The 16,128-nt window shown below is 36.8% G+C and carries 15 protein-coding genes and 2 riboswitches; of the genes, 11 read left to right on the top strand and 4 right to left on the bottom strand.

Annotated features, from left to right (window positions below; genetic code table 11):
• Positions 1–5: 5 nt before the first annotated feature.
• From cobD to BN358_RS28280, 11 genes are all read left to right on the top strand, one after another.
• Entirely contained in the window at positions 6–1,070 is a 1,065-nt protein-coding gene (gene cobD / locus BN358_RS04850; protein ID WP_019228171.1) for a threonine-phosphate decarboxylase CobD, read from the top strand.
• Complete coding sequence (locus BN358_RS04845) at positions 1,067–2,110, top strand: hypothetical protein (RefSeq protein ID WP_019228170.1); 1,044 nt, start codon at positions 1,067–1,069, stop codon at positions 2,108–2,110. Before cobD ends, BN358_RS04845 begins: the two co-directional genes overlap by 4 nt.
• Positions 2,111–2,114: 4 nt before the next feature.
• Positions 2,115–3,599: a cobyric acid synthase gene (locus BN358_RS04840; RefSeq protein ID WP_019228169.1), complete on the top strand. Its 1,485-nt coding sequence runs from the start codon at positions 2,115–2,117 to the stop codon at positions 3,597–3,599.
• Complete coding sequence (locus BN358_RS04835; protein ID WP_019228168.1) at positions 3,596–4,639, top strand: cobalt-precorrin 5A hydrolase; 1,044 nt, start codon at positions 3,596–3,598, stop codon at positions 4,637–4,639. The genes BN358_RS04840 and BN358_RS04835 overlap by 4 nt, the downstream gene beginning before the upstream one ends.
• Before the next feature lie 8 nt (positions 4,640–4,647).
• Positions 4,648–5,283: a precorrin-8X methylmutase gene (locus BN358_RS04830; RefSeq protein ID WP_157593250.1), complete on the top strand. Its 636-nt coding sequence runs from the start codon at positions 4,648–4,650 to the stop codon at positions 5,281–5,283.
• The gene (gene cobI / locus BN358_RS04825; RefSeq protein ID WP_019228166.1) at positions 5,283–5,993 is read left to right on the top strand and encodes a precorrin-2 C(20)-methyltransferase; all 711 of its coding nucleotides are present in this window, start codon (positions 5,283–5,285) and stop codon (positions 5,991–5,993) included. The genes BN358_RS04830 and cobI overlap by 1 nt, the downstream gene beginning before the upstream one ends.
• Positions 5,994–6,707 (top strand): precorrin-3B C(17)-methyltransferase, encoded by a 714-nt coding sequence (cobJ, locus tag BN358_RS04820; RefSeq protein ID WP_019228165.1) that lies wholly within the window; start codon positions 5,994–5,996, stop codon positions 6,705–6,707. It abuts the gene before it with no gap.
• Position 6,708: 1 nt separating this feature from the next.
• Positions 6,709–6,868, top strand: a riboswitch (cobalamin riboswitch).
• A gap of 76 nt (positions 6,869–6,944) precedes the next feature.
• A complete protein-coding gene (locus BN358_RS04815) occupies positions 6,945–7,991 on the top strand; it encodes an ABC transporter substrate-binding protein (RefSeq protein WP_019228164.1) in 1,047 nt (348 codons plus the stop codon).
• Between the two features lie 21 nt (positions 7,992–8,012).
• The gene (locus BN358_RS04810) at positions 8,013–9,017 is read left to right on the top strand and encodes an iron ABC transporter permease (RefSeq protein ID WP_019228163.1); all 1,005 of its coding nucleotides are present in this window, start codon (positions 8,013–8,015) and stop codon (positions 9,015–9,017) included.
• Position 9,018: 1 nt separating this feature from the next.
• Positions 9,019–9,801: an ABC transporter ATP-binding protein gene (locus tag BN358_RS04805; RefSeq protein WP_019228162.1), complete on the top strand. Its 783-nt coding sequence runs from the start codon at positions 9,019–9,021 to the stop codon at positions 9,799–9,801.
• Positions 9,802–9,885: 84 nt separating this feature from the next.
• A complete protein-coding gene (locus tag BN358_RS28280) occupies positions 9,886–10,014 on the top strand; it encodes a hypothetical protein (RefSeq protein ID WP_019228161.1) in 129 nt (42 codons plus the stop codon).
• Positions 10,015–10,046: 32 nt separating this feature from the next.
• Here BN358_RS28280 and nrdG read toward each other — a convergent pair whose 3' ends face one another.
• From nrdG to trkA, 4 genes are all read right to left on the bottom strand, one after another.
• Positions 10,047–10,559, bottom strand: coding sequence for an anaerobic ribonucleoside-triphosphate reductase activating protein (gene nrdG, locus BN358_RS04800; protein ID WP_019228160.1), 513 nt, complete (start codon positions 10,557–10,559; stop codon positions 10,047–10,049).
• Complete coding sequence (locus BN358_RS04795; RefSeq protein WP_019228159.1) at positions 10,553–12,757, bottom strand: anaerobic ribonucleoside triphosphate reductase; 2,205 nt, start codon at positions 12,755–12,757, stop codon at positions 10,553–10,555. Before BN358_RS04795 ends, nrdG begins: the two co-directional genes overlap by 7 nt.
• A gap of 191 nt (positions 12,758–12,948) precedes the next feature.
• A riboswitch (cobalamin riboswitch) is annotated at positions 12,949–13,122 on the bottom strand.
• A gap of 53 nt (positions 13,123–13,175) precedes the next feature.
• Positions 13,176–14,621, bottom strand: a complete 1,446-nt coding sequence (locus BN358_RS04790) for a TrkH family potassium uptake protein (protein WP_019228157.1) — start codon at positions 14,619–14,621, stop codon at positions 13,176–13,178.
• Positions 14,622–14,634: 13 nt separating this feature from the next.
• A complete protein-coding gene (trkA, locus tag BN358_RS04785; RefSeq protein WP_019228156.1) occupies positions 14,635–15,993 on the bottom strand; it encodes a Trk system potassium transporter TrkA in 1,359 nt (452 codons plus the stop codon).
• Positions 15,994–16,128: the final 135 nt, after the last annotated feature.

The following is a 16,128-nucleotide window of genomic DNA, read 5'->3' as shown; positions in this document are numbered from 1 at the left end:
GAAGTATGGAATCTCACGGAGCAGACATATATACGGCTTCAAGAATATCAGGAATAGATGAAGACAGCATAATTGATTTTTCATCAAACATAAATCCCCTGGGAGTACCTGAATCAGTTGAAATTGCTGCAATGAATTCAATCAAAAATGCAAACAGGTATCCGGATATAAATTCCAGGGAACTTACGGAGGCAATAGCAGTAAGCGAGCATGTGCCCACAGAGTGGATTTTTGTTTCAAATGGAGCTGCCGAGGCAATTTTTAGAATAGCATTTTATTTAAAACCTGGATATGGACTTGTAACTGCTCCTACATTCAGCGAATATGAAAATTCTCTAAAATTATCCGGAACTGATGTTGATGTCTATAACTTATGTGAAGAAAACAATTTTAAAATAAACCATGATGTATTAAAAAGTATAGACAATATGGATATTGTGTTTTTGTGCAATCCAAACAATCCAACAGGACAAGTCACAGACAGCAGCACTGTTGTTAAAATAGCAGATCACTGCAAAAAAAATAATGTAGTCATGGTTGTTGATGAATGTTTTCTTGATTTTGTTGAAAATAAGGAAAAGTACAGCATTGTTAATAAACTTCAGGAATATGACAACCTGATTGTTTTAAAGGCTTTTACAAAGATATATGCAATTCCGGGGATACGTCTTGGATATTGCATGTGTTCAAATAAACAGTTAATCCAGGGACTTAAATCCTCAGGTCCGCCGTGGAACGTTTCAACCATTGCTCAAGCTGCAGGAATAGCTGCTTTAAAAGAAAAAGAATATGTTAAGAAGTCCGTGGATTATGTGAAAATACAAAGGGAGTATCTCGTATATGAGCTTCAAGAATTAAACATTAAGACCTATGAAAGCCATGCAAATTATGTGTTTTTTAAAACAGATATTCCGGAGTTGAAACAAAAATTGCTTAAAAAGGGAATACTCATAAGAGACTGCTCAAACTACAAAAACTTAAGTGAAAATTACTACAGGATAGCAGTTAAAAGTGAACATGAAAACAAATTATTAATTCAAAAATTAAAAGAAATAACAGGTATGCAATGAAAACAATACTGGTGATAATTGACGGGCTCAGCGAAGAAAAAATTCATGAACTTGGAAACAAAACTCCGCTTGAATTTGCCTGTACTCCTTTTATAGATAAAATTATAGAACAAGGTCATCACAGCCAGAGAACATTTTATCCATCCCACATGCAGCCGGACAGCTTAAACTGCATACTTGCCATACTTGGAGTGGATGAACGTTACATTCCCAAAAACAGGGCCTATCTGGAAGCGCTGGCTTCAAACATACATGTGGAACATGATGAAGTGGTTTTAAGATGCAACCTCATAAGCATCAAGGACGAAAAAATGGAATCTTTCAATGGGAAAAATCTCACTGAGGAGCAAATGAAAAATGCATCTCTTAATGTGAAAACAACCGGAGAAATAAAGTTTCATCACATAAGCGTCTACCGTAATTTGATTGTTCTTAAAAAGAACCGGGAAATCATGTGGATGAAAAATATACCGCCTCATGAGAATGTGGGAAGTAGTATGGCAGAAATTTTAAGCAATTTTGAACATATTGAAATCTTAAAAGAATTTGCTTTACAAAACAAATTTTTTATAAACGGCCACAGCTATATGTTTTATCCATGGGGACCGTCAGAATATTCAGAGATACCCTCATTTCATGAACTCTACCACAAGTCATGTTCGTGCGTCTGCAGTGCTGAAATAGTAAAAGGCATTGCAAAAGCAATGAAAATAGATGTAGCAGTTTTAAAAAACTCAACAGCAGATATAAATACTGATTTAAAGGAAAAATCATCATCTGTTCTTAGGGAATTAAAAGATCATGATGTTGTTATTGCACACATTAACGGCACGGATGAAGCTTCTCACAGAAAGGATCTCTCAGGAAAAATCAGTTTCATAGAAAAAATAGACAGAGATTTTATGAGGGAAATATACAACAATGCGTGTGACACTAGAATAATAGTTGTGTCAGATCATCAAACGAGCTCCCTTTCAGGAAGACATGAAAAAGGGAGTGTAGATGTAATTTGTTTTGAAAAAACAAGAGGGAAGGAATGATAATATGGCTAAAGTAATAATGGTTCAGGGTACAACTTCTAATGCAGGCAAAAGCCTCATAACAGCTGCCCTATGCAGAATATTCAGACAGGATGGTTTCAAGACTGCACCTTTTAAGTCTCAGAACATGGCTCTTAACTCATACATAACCCGTGACGGATTTGAAATGGGAAGAGCTCAGGTAATGCAGGCAGAAGCTTGCGGCATAGAGCCTGATGTGAGAATGAATCCAATTCTACTTAAACCAACGGGAGACAAGGGCTCGCAGGTTGTGTTAAATGGCAGAGTTTTCAGGGATATGACAGCAGGGGAGTACTACACATACAAAGAAGACATGATTCCTCACATAACAAAAGCATTCAATTCATTGTCGGAGGAATATGACATCATAGTCATAGAAGGTGCAGGGAGCCCTGCTGAAATAAATCTCAAACAGCAGGACATTGTAAACATGGGCATGGCCAAAATTGCTGACTCTCCTGTAATTATAGTGGGAGATATTGACAGGGGCGGAGTATTTGCATCATTAGCAGGAACAATGCTTTTGTTTGATGATGAAGAAAAAGAAAGAGTCAAAGGATTTGTAATAAACAAGTTCAGAGGTGATGTGGACTTGTTGACTCCGGGACTTAAAATGCTTGAAGACATAACAAATGTGGAAGTACTTGGAGTTGTTCCGTACATAAAGGTTGACATCGACGATGAGGACAGCCTTTCAGAGCGCCTAACAAATACATTTGAACAAAAGTTAATTGACATAGCTGTAATAAAACTTCCACGCCTTTCAAATTTCACTGATTTCAATGTGTTTTCCATGAATGAAGCAGTGTCCTTAAGATATGTGTCAAGCACAAGAGAGCTGGGAAATCCGGACATGATAATTATACCCGGCACAAAAAATACCATTGATGATTTGAAATGGCTCAGGCAGTCAGGTCTTGAAGCAAGAATAATCCGTTTTGCCGGTGAAGGAAATCCTGTTTTTGGTGTGTGCGGCGGTTATCAGATGCTTGGTGAAACAATCAATGACCCTGATAATGTTGAAGGGGGAGGCAGCATCCGGGGACTTGGACTTTTAAAAATGGATACAACATTTTACAGTGAAAAAACAACTGTGCAGACTACAGGAATTATTAATGAAGCAGAAGGAATTTTCAACCCCCTGTCAGGCATCGAAGTTACCGGATATGAAATACACATGGGAGATACTATTGTCACGGAAGGAAAATCTCTTTTAACAGCAGGGGGCAAGCAGGACGGCTGCATTTTTAACAATGTTGCAGGAAGCTACATCCACGGCATATTTGACAACATGGACGTTGCAGAAACAATTGTTCAAATTCTTGCTGAAAGAAAAGGAATAGGACTGACAAACAAAGAAAAACCTAGTATGAAGGCATACAAGGAATTGCAGTATGACATTTTAGCTGATTGTGTGAGAAAATCCCTGGACATGGAAAAAATTTATAAAATAGTGGGAATTAAATGAAAATAGATGTTTACGCATTTTCCAGGAATGGTGTCTTGTTGTGCGATAAAATAAAGCATGGATTAACATTGGATAAAATAGATGTGTTTGTACCTGAAAAGTATTCCATGCTAAAGGAAGAGTTAAATTCTATCAACAATCTGCACGAGTCTGTAAGACGGTCGTTTGAAACAAGGGATGCTGTTTTGTTTGTATGTGCTGCAGGAATAGCTGTAAGAGCCATTGCTCCCTTTGTAAAAAGTAAAATCAAAGACCCTGCTGTAATATGCACAGATGAAAAAGGCAAAAATGTAATTTCCTTACTCAGCGGTCACATGGGGGGAGCTAACAGACTTTCTAAAGAAATCGCTGCAATTACAGGAGGACAAGCAATTATAACAACTGCTACTGATATAAACGGAAAAATTGCTGTGGATGAATGGGCTCATGACAAAAATATGAGTATTTTAAACATGAAAACTGCAAAATTATTTGCAGCCGAAATCCTTGAAAACAAGACAGCAGGGCTTACAAGTGATTTTCCTGTAATTGGAGTTGTTCCTGAAGAAATTGACCCATACAATAAACAAAATTACGAAACGGGAATTTGCATAAGCCTTGATGAAAGCAAAAAACCATACACAAACACATTGAACTTAGTACCAAGGATAGTTTCTGTGGGTGTAGGCTGCAGAAAAGGAACAGATTTTCATACAATACTTAAATCAATAAAAGAAGTTCTCAAGGAAAATAACATTTCATGCCTTGGGGTTAAATCAATTAATTCCATTGACATTAAAAAACATGAAGACGGAATAATTAAAGCTGCTGAATTTTTAAATGTTCCATTTTACACATATTCAAAAAGCCAGCTCAACACACTGGAAGGCAGCTATACTGAATCAAACTTTGTAAAAAAAATTACAGGAGTTGACAGCGTTTGTGAAAGGTCGGCTTCCATGGGAAGTACCTGCAATAAATTGATTATAAATAAAACAATAAAAAATTCTGTCACTGTGGCTGCCTGCATGGATGAATACAATGTAGATTTTAATTACTGATTGGAGCTATTATGAACAACATAAAATTTGTAGAACCTCAAAATATTGAAAAGCGAAGTTTTGAAATAATTCAGAATGAACTTGGTGATTTAAAGCTTGAAAGCGAAAAAGAACCAATAATAAAACGTGTCATACATACAACTGCTGATTTTGATTATGTGGACAATTTAATTTTTTCAGAAGATGTCGTTAAAAATGCAAAAGCTGCATTGAAAAGTGGAGCGACAATAATAACAGACACAAACATGGCCTATTCTGGAATAAATAAAAAGGCAGCAGCTAAGTATGGAGTGAACATAAAATGCTTCATGGCAGATGAAGATGTTGCAAAGGAAGCAAGCGAGCGCGGCGAAACAAGGGCAACAGTATCAATGGAGAGGGCTTCAAAAATACAAGGACCGCTCATATTTGCCATAGGCAATGCACCTACAGCACTCATAAAACTTTATGAGCTCATATCAGAAGGAAAAATAAATCCTGAACTGGTTATTGGTGTTCCTGTGGGCTTTGTGAATGTGGTTGAAGCAAAGGAACTCATAATGAATGCTAATATTCCCTACATAGTTGCAAAGGGAAGAAAAGGAGGCAGCAATGTTGCTGCAGCCATAATAAACGCCCTCTTGTACAATGTGGAGGAAAATTAATGGAAAAGGGAATGTTTTACGGCATTGGTGTGGGAGTTGGCAGCATGGATGCTGTCACAAAGAAAGCAGCCGACATCCTTAAAATTCTTGATGTTTTATATGTGCCTGCTGCAAAAAAAGATGAATCAGCAAGTATAGCCCATGAAATCATAAAAGGTTTAATAAACAGCGGCACTGTTGTAAAAAGCAGGCACTTTCCAATGAATTATAACTCAGAAAATTTACAAAAATCATGGGAGACAATTGCAGATGAAATTGAACAGGATGTAATTAACGGAAAAAATGTAGGGTTTGTAACCATCGGAGACCCCATGGTTTACAGCACATACATTTATCTGCTGAAAATTCTTAAACAAAAAATAAATATAAAAACAATACCAGGCATAACTTCATTTCTGGACATTGCATCCAAAAATAATTTTCCTCTGGTTGAAGGAGATGACCCTTTAATAGTGCTGCCTGCCACAATGGATACAGAAAAGCTTAAATGTTACATCAAAAATGAAAGTTCGATTGTTCTCATGAAAGTTTACAGAAATTTTGATGTAGTAATTGACTTGATTTTAAATGAAAGACTTGAACACTGTTCATTAGCTGTGAGCAATTCTTCAAAGGAAGGCGAAAGGGTTTATAAGAATATCAGAGATTTGAAAAAAGAAGATGTTTCATACTTTACAACAATACTTATTAACAAAAAATGGGAGATTTAAATGATATACGCTGTGGGAATAGGACCTGGAAGCACTAGAACAATGACATACGAAGCAATGTATGCAATTGAAAATTCAGATGTAGTAGTGGGATACAAAACATATATTGATTTAATAAAAGACATCATCAAGGACAAGGAAATAGTATCAAATGGAATGAAGCAGGAAATTGAACGGGTAAAAAAAGCCGTTGAAATAGCAAAAACAGGAAAGACGGTTGCAGTCATAAGTTCCGGTGATGCAGGTGTCTACGGCATGGCGGGACTTGTGCTTGAGCTTGCTGAACATGAAGATGTTAAAATAATAAGCGGTGTGACAGCTTCAACTGCTGCAGCAGCAGTTCTTGGAGCTCCACTTATGCATGATTACTGCCACATAAGTTTAAGCGACCTTTTAACTCCGCTTGATTTAATTTATAAAAGAGTTGAGCTGGCTGCACAGGGTGATTTTGTAATGTGTATCTACAATCCAAGAAGCAACGGCCGCCCTGATTACCTTAAGAATGCTTTTGAAATCATAAAAAAATACAAGCATATCTCAACCCCTGTAGGAATTGTAAAAAATGCCGAAAGAGAAAACCAAATGTCAATTGTTTGCACTCTGGACACAATTGATTATGACGATATTGACATGTTAAGTATTGTAATTGTTGGAAACAGTTCCACATATATAAAAAACAATAAAATTATCACAAGAAGAGGTTATAAATTATAAAACAATAGTTTAAATTACAGGTGTTAGGGAAAGCGGTGAAAATCCGCTGCAGCCCCCGCTACTGTAAATGGAACGAAATCATACATGCCACTGGATATCCGGGAAGGCTTGAGAGTAGGATGCCATGAGCCAGGAAACCTGCCTGTTTTTTATAGTCTTCGGAGTGAAGTTATACATAAACCATGGTATACTGTGGTTTTATTTCTCCACGAAAGAACAAAATATATGGAGGAAAAAATGAAAAAAACAAAATTATTATCATTAATCTTGTCTGCAGCATTAGTTTTAGCTATAGCAGGATGCAGCAAAAATGAAAAGGTGGCTTTGGCAGAATCAAATAATGTTTCAGCACAAGAAGTAAAAAATGAAGAAACAAAAAATGATTCAGAAGAAATTGTTTTAAAGTACGATGTTAAAGTGGGGCAGGATGATGTAACATTTACAGATGCAACTGGGGAAAGAGTAACAATTGAAAAAAAACCTCAAAGAGTTGTGTGCCTGTACAATTCATATCTTGACATATGGGACAGCTGCGGAGGAACAGTTATAGGAAGAGTTGAAGAGTCAGAAGAAAAGCCTGTGGAAAATGCAAAGTCTGCTGAATCCGTAGGAACTGCCAGCGACCCCAGCCTTGAAAAAATAATTTCACTTAAGCCGGACCTTGTTATTATGACTACAGCTTACAAGGTACAAAAAGAAATGGTTTCAACATTAAAACAAAACAATATTCCGGTAATTGCACTGGATAACGACTATAAAAATGATTATTATGAAACAGTGAAGCTTTTTACAGCCGTAACAGACAGAGAAGACCTCTATGAAACTCAGGCAGAAGAAGTTAAAAACAATGTTGATGAAATAATTGCAAAAGCCCCTGCAGATAAAAATTACAGCGTTCTTATATTGTTTGCTTCTGCAAAAAGCTTGTCGGTGAGGGATTCAAACTCAATGGTTGGTGAAATGCTCAAAGACTTGAACACAGTGAATATTTCTGATACGGAAATGGAAACATCCGATTCAAAAACATTCAGCATGGAAAAAATCCTGGAGGAAGATCCGGATTTCATATTTGTGTTGACCATGGGAACAGACATTGAAAAAATCAAAGAAAGATTAAAAAGTGATGCAGAGGACAATCCTGCATGGGCATCTCTTACAGCTGTTAAGGAAGGCAATTACCACATACTGCCAAAGAATTTATACATGTACAAGCCAAACAACAAGTATGCCGAAGCTTATGAAAATCTGGCAAAAATTTTATATCCGGAAGTATTTAGCAAATAGAAGCGCAACATGAGGAGAGCTATGGACAGCAAAAACATCAAGATTGAAAAAATTAAAAAGAAATCTATATTGTTTATTTTCATCTTTCTTTCTGCAGCAGGTTTTTTAATAAGCATAGGAAACGGAGCAGTTAAAATACAATCAGGTGAAATATTGAGTGCACTATTTTTTAGACAAAATACAGTAAACTCTCAAATAATATGGAATGTCAGGCTGCCAAGAACAATAGCAGCATCTCTGACAGGAACATGTCTAGCGCTCTCCGGTTCTATTTTGCAGGGTGTTATGAGAAATCCTCTGGCTTCTCCAAATATCATAGGAGTGTCATCAGGGGCAGGACTCATGACATTGATTGTACTCATACTTTTTCCGGAGTTTTATTTTCTTGCACCACTGGGTGCATTTGCAGGAGCTTTACTTGCTACCATGTTCATTTATTTTCTGGCATGGAAGGATGGAGCAAAACCTAACAGGATCATACTTGCAGGAGTTGCGGTTTCTTCTCTTCTTGGAGCGGGAAACAACGCAATAATGACTTTTTATCCTGATAAGGTGTCAGGCATAATAGGGTTCATGGTTGGAGGTCTTTCAGCCACTAACTGGCAGGATATTTTTACAATCCTACCTTATGCTTTTGCAGGAGTAATAATGGTTTTATTAATACAAAACAAGCTCAACATATTGATGCTTGGAGACGAGGTTGCAACAGGACTAGGGATTAATGTTGAAAGAACACGTTTCTTTTTTATAATAATATCTTCTCTTCTAGCAGGTGCAGCGGTCAGTGTTGTGGGACTGCTTGGGTTTGTGGGACTCATAGTTCCCCACATGACCAGGCTTTTCATAGGATCTGATTACAGATACCTTATGCCGGCAACAATTTTTACCGGTTCCTTTGTGGTTGTTATATGTGACACCCTGGCACGAACAATGTTTGCTCCTGTTGAAATACCCGTGGGAATCATCATGTCTGCACTTGGAGCACCATTTTTTTTGTATTTGCTGAGAAGAAAGGCAGAATATTAATATGAATTTAGAAGTTGATAAACTTAATGTAAGTTATGGTGAAAAGGAAGTTCTTAAAAATATAAGCTTTATGGTAAACAAAGGCGAAATTTTAACCATTATTGGGCCAAACGGCTCGGGAAAAACCACATTGATTAAGGCTGCAAGCAGATGTCTTAAACCAACATGCGGAAACATTTACATCGGCGGCATGGACATAGATGAAATGAACACAAGGACAATAGCACAAAAGCTTGCGGTTCTCCCTCAGGTTAAAAATGTATCCAGTGATGTTTCAGTAGAAGAGCTTGTTTCTTACGGAAGATATCCTCATCTAAAATTCGGAAAAAAACTCTGCAGGGAAGACAAGGAAATTGTGGACTGGGCACTGGAAAAAACCGGAATGAAGGATCTTAGAAAAAGATATGCTGTTTCACTTTCAGGAGGAGAGAGGCAAAGGGCGTGGATAGCCATGACATTGGCCCAGAAGTCAAAAATCTTAATTCTTGACGAACCTACAACATTTCTTGATATATCCTACCAACTTGAAGTTCTTGAGCTTGTGAAGGAATTAAACCAGTCTCTGGGGCTTACTGTAATTATGGTTCTTCATGATTTAAACCAGGCAGCCAGATATTCCGATAAAATTCTTGTTATGAACAATGGGAGGGTTTGTTGTATGGGTCGTCCTGAAGATGTGGTGAACACATGCCTTTTAAAGGACATTTTCAAAATAGATGCTGACATATATGATGACAAAGTTAACAACTGTCTTTTCCTCATACCTAGAAACACAATTTCTTAAAAATAAAAAAATTGATTAACAATGCTCCTTTATAAAGTATGAAATTATAAAAATTTATAATACTATAAAAAAGGAGGTTGAAATATGAACCAGAAATTAGCAAATTTATCAACAGAACAAGAAGAAAAATTAAAAAAGATTGAATCTGAACTGGGCTATGTCTTAATAGCCTATGAAAATAAATCTCAGTCCATGGAAACTAATTTTCATTAGAAAATAAAAATACGCCAAAGGGCGTATTTTTTTTAGAATAAATCGAAACTATCCTGCCACAATATAATGTTGCTCGTTTCAAAAGATTTTTTTAAATCTATAATTCTTTGATTTGAGGAACCCTTAAACTTTAAGTTGTTTTGAAAATGATTTATGTCAAAGGGACCATCTACTAAAACATCACAAAATTTCAGAAGGTTCATATACGTTTCATTACAAATTATTTCTTCGTATGTGTGTCCGGAATAAATCCATATATTTTTATTAGTGCAGGATTTGATTTTTTCGGCAAGCTTAGAAAGCGCTGCTGCCTGAAGCATTGGTTCTCCGCCTATAAATGTTATGTCTGTAAAATAAGGCGTTATTTTATCATAAACTTCATCTATGTTCATTTCCTGACCTGATTGTATGTCCCAGTAATTTTTGTTGTGGCAGTCAGGACACCTAATGTCGCAGCCGCTTACATAAAGGCTTGTTCTGAATCCTTCACCGTCCACTATTGTGTTTTCTGTAATGCCGGCAACATAAATTGAATTTTCTAGCAACTATGTTTCACCCTGTCTTTCAGTTCTGCCTTTTTAGCTGCATTCCAGCTGTCGGTACCTCCAACCAGGTATCCTGTTATACGCTGTATGGTGTCTATGCTTGTTCCTTTGCACTCAGGACACTGTGTAAGATTTTCCGAGGCATCTTCATAACCGCAGTCCATGCATCGGTTTCTTGTATGATTTACAGAGCCGTAGCCTATGTTGTACTTATCCATCAAATCCACTGTCTGCATTACTGATGCAGGATTGTGGGTTGCATCTCCGTCAAGTTCCACATAAAATATGTGGCCGCCTTTTTCATATTCGTGGTATGGAGCTTCAATTCTTGCCTTGTGCTCAATTGAACACTTGTACCATACAGGAACGTGTGAACTGTTTGTATAATATTCCTTGTCTGTTATTGATGGTATTGAACCAAACTGTTTTCTGTCCTTTTTTATGAATCTTCCGCTTAAACCTTCTGCAGGAGTTGCAAGAAGACTGTAATTAAGGTCGTAATAATTTGATTTTTCCTTGATTTTTGAGTTCATGAATTTTATAATTTCAATTCCCAGCTCCTGAGATTTTTCGTCTTCGCCGTGGTGATGTCCTGTTAATGAAATCAATGCTTCAGCAAGTCCTATGAAACCAATTCCCAACGTACCGTGCTTCAGAACACTTTCAACACTCTCATCGGATCTGAGATTATTGCTTCCAACCCACATTCCGGACATTAGCATTGGAAACTGCTTTTTAACAGCAGTACACTGGAATACATACCTGTCATAAAGCTGGTCTGCAGCAGCATCTATACATTTTTGAAGAGATTTGAAAAATTCTTTCTTCTTTTCATTTGTATCTTCAATTTCGCGGCATTCAAGAGCAAGCTTCACCAGGTTTATTGTTGTGAATGACAGATTACCTCTTCCAATGGAAGTTTTTTCTCCATGTCTGTTTTCAAAAACTCTTGTTCTGCAGCCCATTGTAGCAACTTCTTTTTCAAATCTTCTTGGGTCATTTATGTCCCAGTTTTCATGTATGTTGAATGAAGCATCAAGATTTAAAAAGTTCGGGAAAAATCTTTTTGCTGTAACCTTGCATGCGTATTTGTACAAATCGTAATTTCTGTCGGAGGGGAGATAGTTTACACCTGTTTTCTTCTTCCATATGTGAATTGGGAATATTGGTGTTTCTCCATTTCCAACGCCCTGGTACGTGGACTTCAATACTTCTCTTATAATGCATCTTCCTTCTGCACTTGTGTCTGTTCCGTAATTAATGGAACTGAACACAACCTGGTTGCCCCCACGTGAATGAATGGTGTTCATGTTGTGTATGAAAGCTTCCATGGACTGATGAATACGCTTCACACATGCATTTATTGCCTGTTGTTTGTATCTTTGATTCCCTGTGAGATTTGAAAGGGGAGTTTCTATATAATCTTCTATTTCAGCATCATAAAGTTCCTTTAAGTCCGTATCCAGAAGCTCTTCGATTTTTTTAACCTCTTCCTTGTATGTGAGTCTTACATATGGAGCAAGGTAAAAGTCAAATGCAGGAATAGATTGTCCGCCGTGCATTTCATTTTGTATCTGTTCCATGGAAATGCAGCCTATTATGGAAGCAGTTTCTATTCTCTTTGCCGGTCTGCTTGAGCCATGTCCAGCCCTGAAACCATTTTGGAGAATGTAATCAAGTGGGTGCTGCAGACATGTGAGAGATTTTGTTGGATAATAATCCTTGTCATGAACATGTATGTAGTTATTGTCCACAAAATATTTTGACTTTTCTGAAAGTAGACAGTCGTCAACAAATGGTTTTGAAGATTCGCTGGCAAACTTCATCATCATTCCGGCAGGAGTGTCTGCATTCATGTTTGCATTTTCTCTTGTTATGTCGTTTGGAACAGTGTTTACTATGTCCATGTAAATGTCATACTGTCTTCTGCCTCTTGCAATATTTCTTTTGTTTCTGTAAATTATATATTCTTTTGCAGCATCTTGTCTTTTGCTGGACATGAGTTTTTTTTCAACCAAATCCTGTATTTGTTCAACGGAAGTTGTTTCATTGGTGTTGTCTGCAATATCCTGTGCGATTTCCTTTGCAATATATATATCCTGTCCTGCCATAGTGTGATTCATTGCTTTTAGAATGGCATCGGTAATTTTGCTCTTGTCAAATTCTATAAGCCTGCCGTCTCTTTTTATTACATTCATATTATTCCTCCTATAAAATGTTGCTGAAATAAACGTTTATACATGATACTTCGGCATAATTTAATAATTGTTTATAACTAGCCATGAGATAGCTAACAATATGTATCATATGCCTATTACATAAAAAAACTATGGTAATAAATTACCACAGTCCGAATTTACTGTTTTTTTTATCACTTGTCCAATCTTCCGTTGGAGTGAATATTTTATGCAGGTCTTCTGGCTTGCACATGGCATTGCTTTCTCCTTCCCTTAACAGTGGCTATGAAAACAACTAAATGCGTACAGCGGCGGGACCGCGCAGGATTTTAACCTGCTTCCCTCTTAGCTGCCAATATGGCAGAACATAAAACTATATTCAATTATAATGAGTCTAACATCAAAGAAATTATTTGTCAATGAAGTTAATTTTTTATCATCAGTGCTTTTTCCATATTGACGGAGAGAACAGTGTGATAACAGGCAGAACTTCAAGTCTTCCAATTATCATACACGCTGTCATTGTAATTTTACTAAGATCAGAAAACTCCGAAAAATTTCCCATAGGTCCTACGACTTCCAGACCGGGACCTATGTTGCTTATTGTTGCTAGCACTGCAGAAAAAGTTGTAGTGAAATCAAAATTGTCCAGGGAAACAATGATTATTGCTGAAATCATGACCGCAACATACGAGAAAAAGAATATCATTATGCTTTTCAAATTGTCATTGTCCAGAGATTTGCCGTCAATTTTAACTGTCTGGACTGAATTTGGGTGGACAGTATGCCTTATTTCATAAGCAACAGATTTAATGAGCACAAGAATTCTGATAAATTTCACACCTCCTCCTGTTGAACCTGCACATGCGCCGAAGAACATGAGCATCAGGAGAATTGACTTTGAAAACATAGGCCAGAGATTGAAATCTGCAGTAGCGTATCCTGTGGTTGTAACAACTGTAGAAACCTGAAATGCAGAATGTCTCAATGCTTCTATGACTGAATAGTTGTAAAGAGGCAATATGTTAATGCAAATCAATATGGCTGCAGCAAGTACTGTTATTCCGTAAAGCCTGAACTCTTCATTCTTGAGGGCATTTTTCCACTCACCTTTTATTATAAGAAAGTAAAGAGCGAAGTTTGCTCCGAACAAGAACATGAATACTGCAATTATCCATTCTATCCAAGGATTGTTATAATGACCTACGCTTAGTGCCTTTGATGAAAATCCGCCTGTGCCTGCAGTACCAAAAGCATGAATCAAAGAGTCAAATACAGGCATACCTGCAATTATTAAAAACACTATTAGAATCAATGTCATGGCTCCATAAATGACGTAAAGAATCTTTGCTGTTTCAGAAATTTTTGGAACCAGTTTTCCAAATGACGGCCCCGGACTTTCAGCTCTGGCTAAAAAAACAGAACGTGCTCCCATTGAAGGAACAAGAGCCATAGTAAAAACAAGAACACCCATTCCACCTATCCAGTGAGTGAAGCTCCTCCAGAAAAGTAAGCCTCTGGGGAAACTTTCAATGTCAGTCACAATGCTTGATCCTGTTGTTGTAAATCCGGATGCAGTTTCAAACACCGCATCAACATAGCTTGGTATTGCTCCGCTTAAATAAAAGGGAAGCGATCCAAGTAAGGACATTGCAAGCCAACAAATTGCAACAGAAGCATAACCCTCACGTTTTCTCAGTTGAGAATCAGCTGTGTTTGTATTTTTTAATATTATACCGATAACTCCAATTAATACAATTGAAAATATGAATGCTTTTATTTCATATGTGTTATCTATTATTGAAATTATAAGTGAAGGAAACATAAGTACTGATTCCCAGAACAATACTGTACCTAATATTTTAAGTACAACTTTAATATTCATTTATTGCCTCCGACTAGTCTTCGAGTATCTCGCTAAGGTCTGAAATAAAGCCTGTCTTAGTTACGACAATAACTTTATCTCCTTCTTTGATATAATCATTTCCATATGGAATAATAATTTTTTTATTTCGCACAATGGCTGATATGAGAACATCTTTTTTAAGTTTTAAATCCTTCAGCTTTATATTTAAAAGATTTGCAGAACTATTTGCTGTAAATTCTGCAACCTCAGCTTCATCGTCAAGTATTTTGTAAAGTTTTTCAACTGCACTGCCCTGAGAGTTGTCCAAGGCACGCACATATCTTAAAATGTTGTTTGCCGTAGTGAATTTTGGGCTGACAATGCTGTCAAGACCAAGCTTTTTTACAATTGGGAAATAATTCTGGCGGTTAATTTTTAAAACAACCTTGTTTACGCCGCATTGATGAGCGTACAGTGAACTTATTAAATTTTCCTCGTCCCTGTCTGTTAAAGCAACAAAAGCATCGGCTGTCTGGATGTTTTCGTTGTCAAGAACTTCCTGATCTGTTCCATCTCCGCATATAATCAATGTGTTTGACAATATTTCGTTCAATAAAATGCAGCGGTTTTTATCAAGTTCTATAATTTTTACGTTCATGCCGATTTCATTTAAAATCCAAGTGAGATATATGGCAATTCTGCTTCCTCCTATTATTGTTACGTTTTTTGCCTTGTGAGAACTTCTTCCCATGTATTTGAAGAAGTTTGATATGTCAGATCTTTCGCCTATTACATAAACCAAATCGTCAGTATTGAAAATAAAAGTTCCTTTTGGTATTATTATTTCACCGTTTCTTTTTACAGCACAAAAAAGAACCTTTGCAGGCAATTTCTTTGTTAAATCCATCAGTCTTGTGTCTATGAGCCTATCTGATTCTAAAACGCGGAATTCCACCATTTCCAGCATATTGTTAGCGAAAGTTTCGACGTTTGTTGCCAGAGTAAACTGCAGCATTCGTGCTATTTCATCGGCTGCATCCATTTCAGGATTTATTACCATATCAAGTTCCAGTTCTTGTTTAAGCATTTTATATTCATTGGAGTAATCTGTGTTTCTGATACGGGCAACAGTGTGCTTAGCACCCAGCTTTTTGCCTATGACACAGCATACCATATTAAGTTCATCGCCGTCAGTAACTGCAATTAACAAATCAGCTTCTGCAACATTTGCTTCTTTTAAAATTTCGACACTTGCTCCATTTCCCTTTATACACATGACATCAAGAGTGTCATCAGCGTGTGAGAGAACGTCTGCATCACTGTCCACAAGCGTTATATCATGATCTTCAGTGGATAGTTGTTGTGCTAAAGTGTAGCCTACTTTACCGCTGCCGACGATAATTATTTTCATAACTTCCTCCTATACAATATGTAAATACTGTATTAAATATTATACCTTGTAAAAAGGTATTATAACATAAAATTGAGAATTTGCAAGTCATTTGCATTTTTATATGATAGGAAGTTATCTTTTCTATCATATAAA

This window comes from Sedimentibacter sp. B4 (assembly GCF_000309315.1).
Lineage (GTDB): Bacteria > Bacillota > Clostridia > Tissierellales > Sedimentibacteraceae > Sedimentibacter > Sedimentibacter saalensis.
This window is presented reverse-complemented; position numbering and strand designations above follow the sequence as displayed.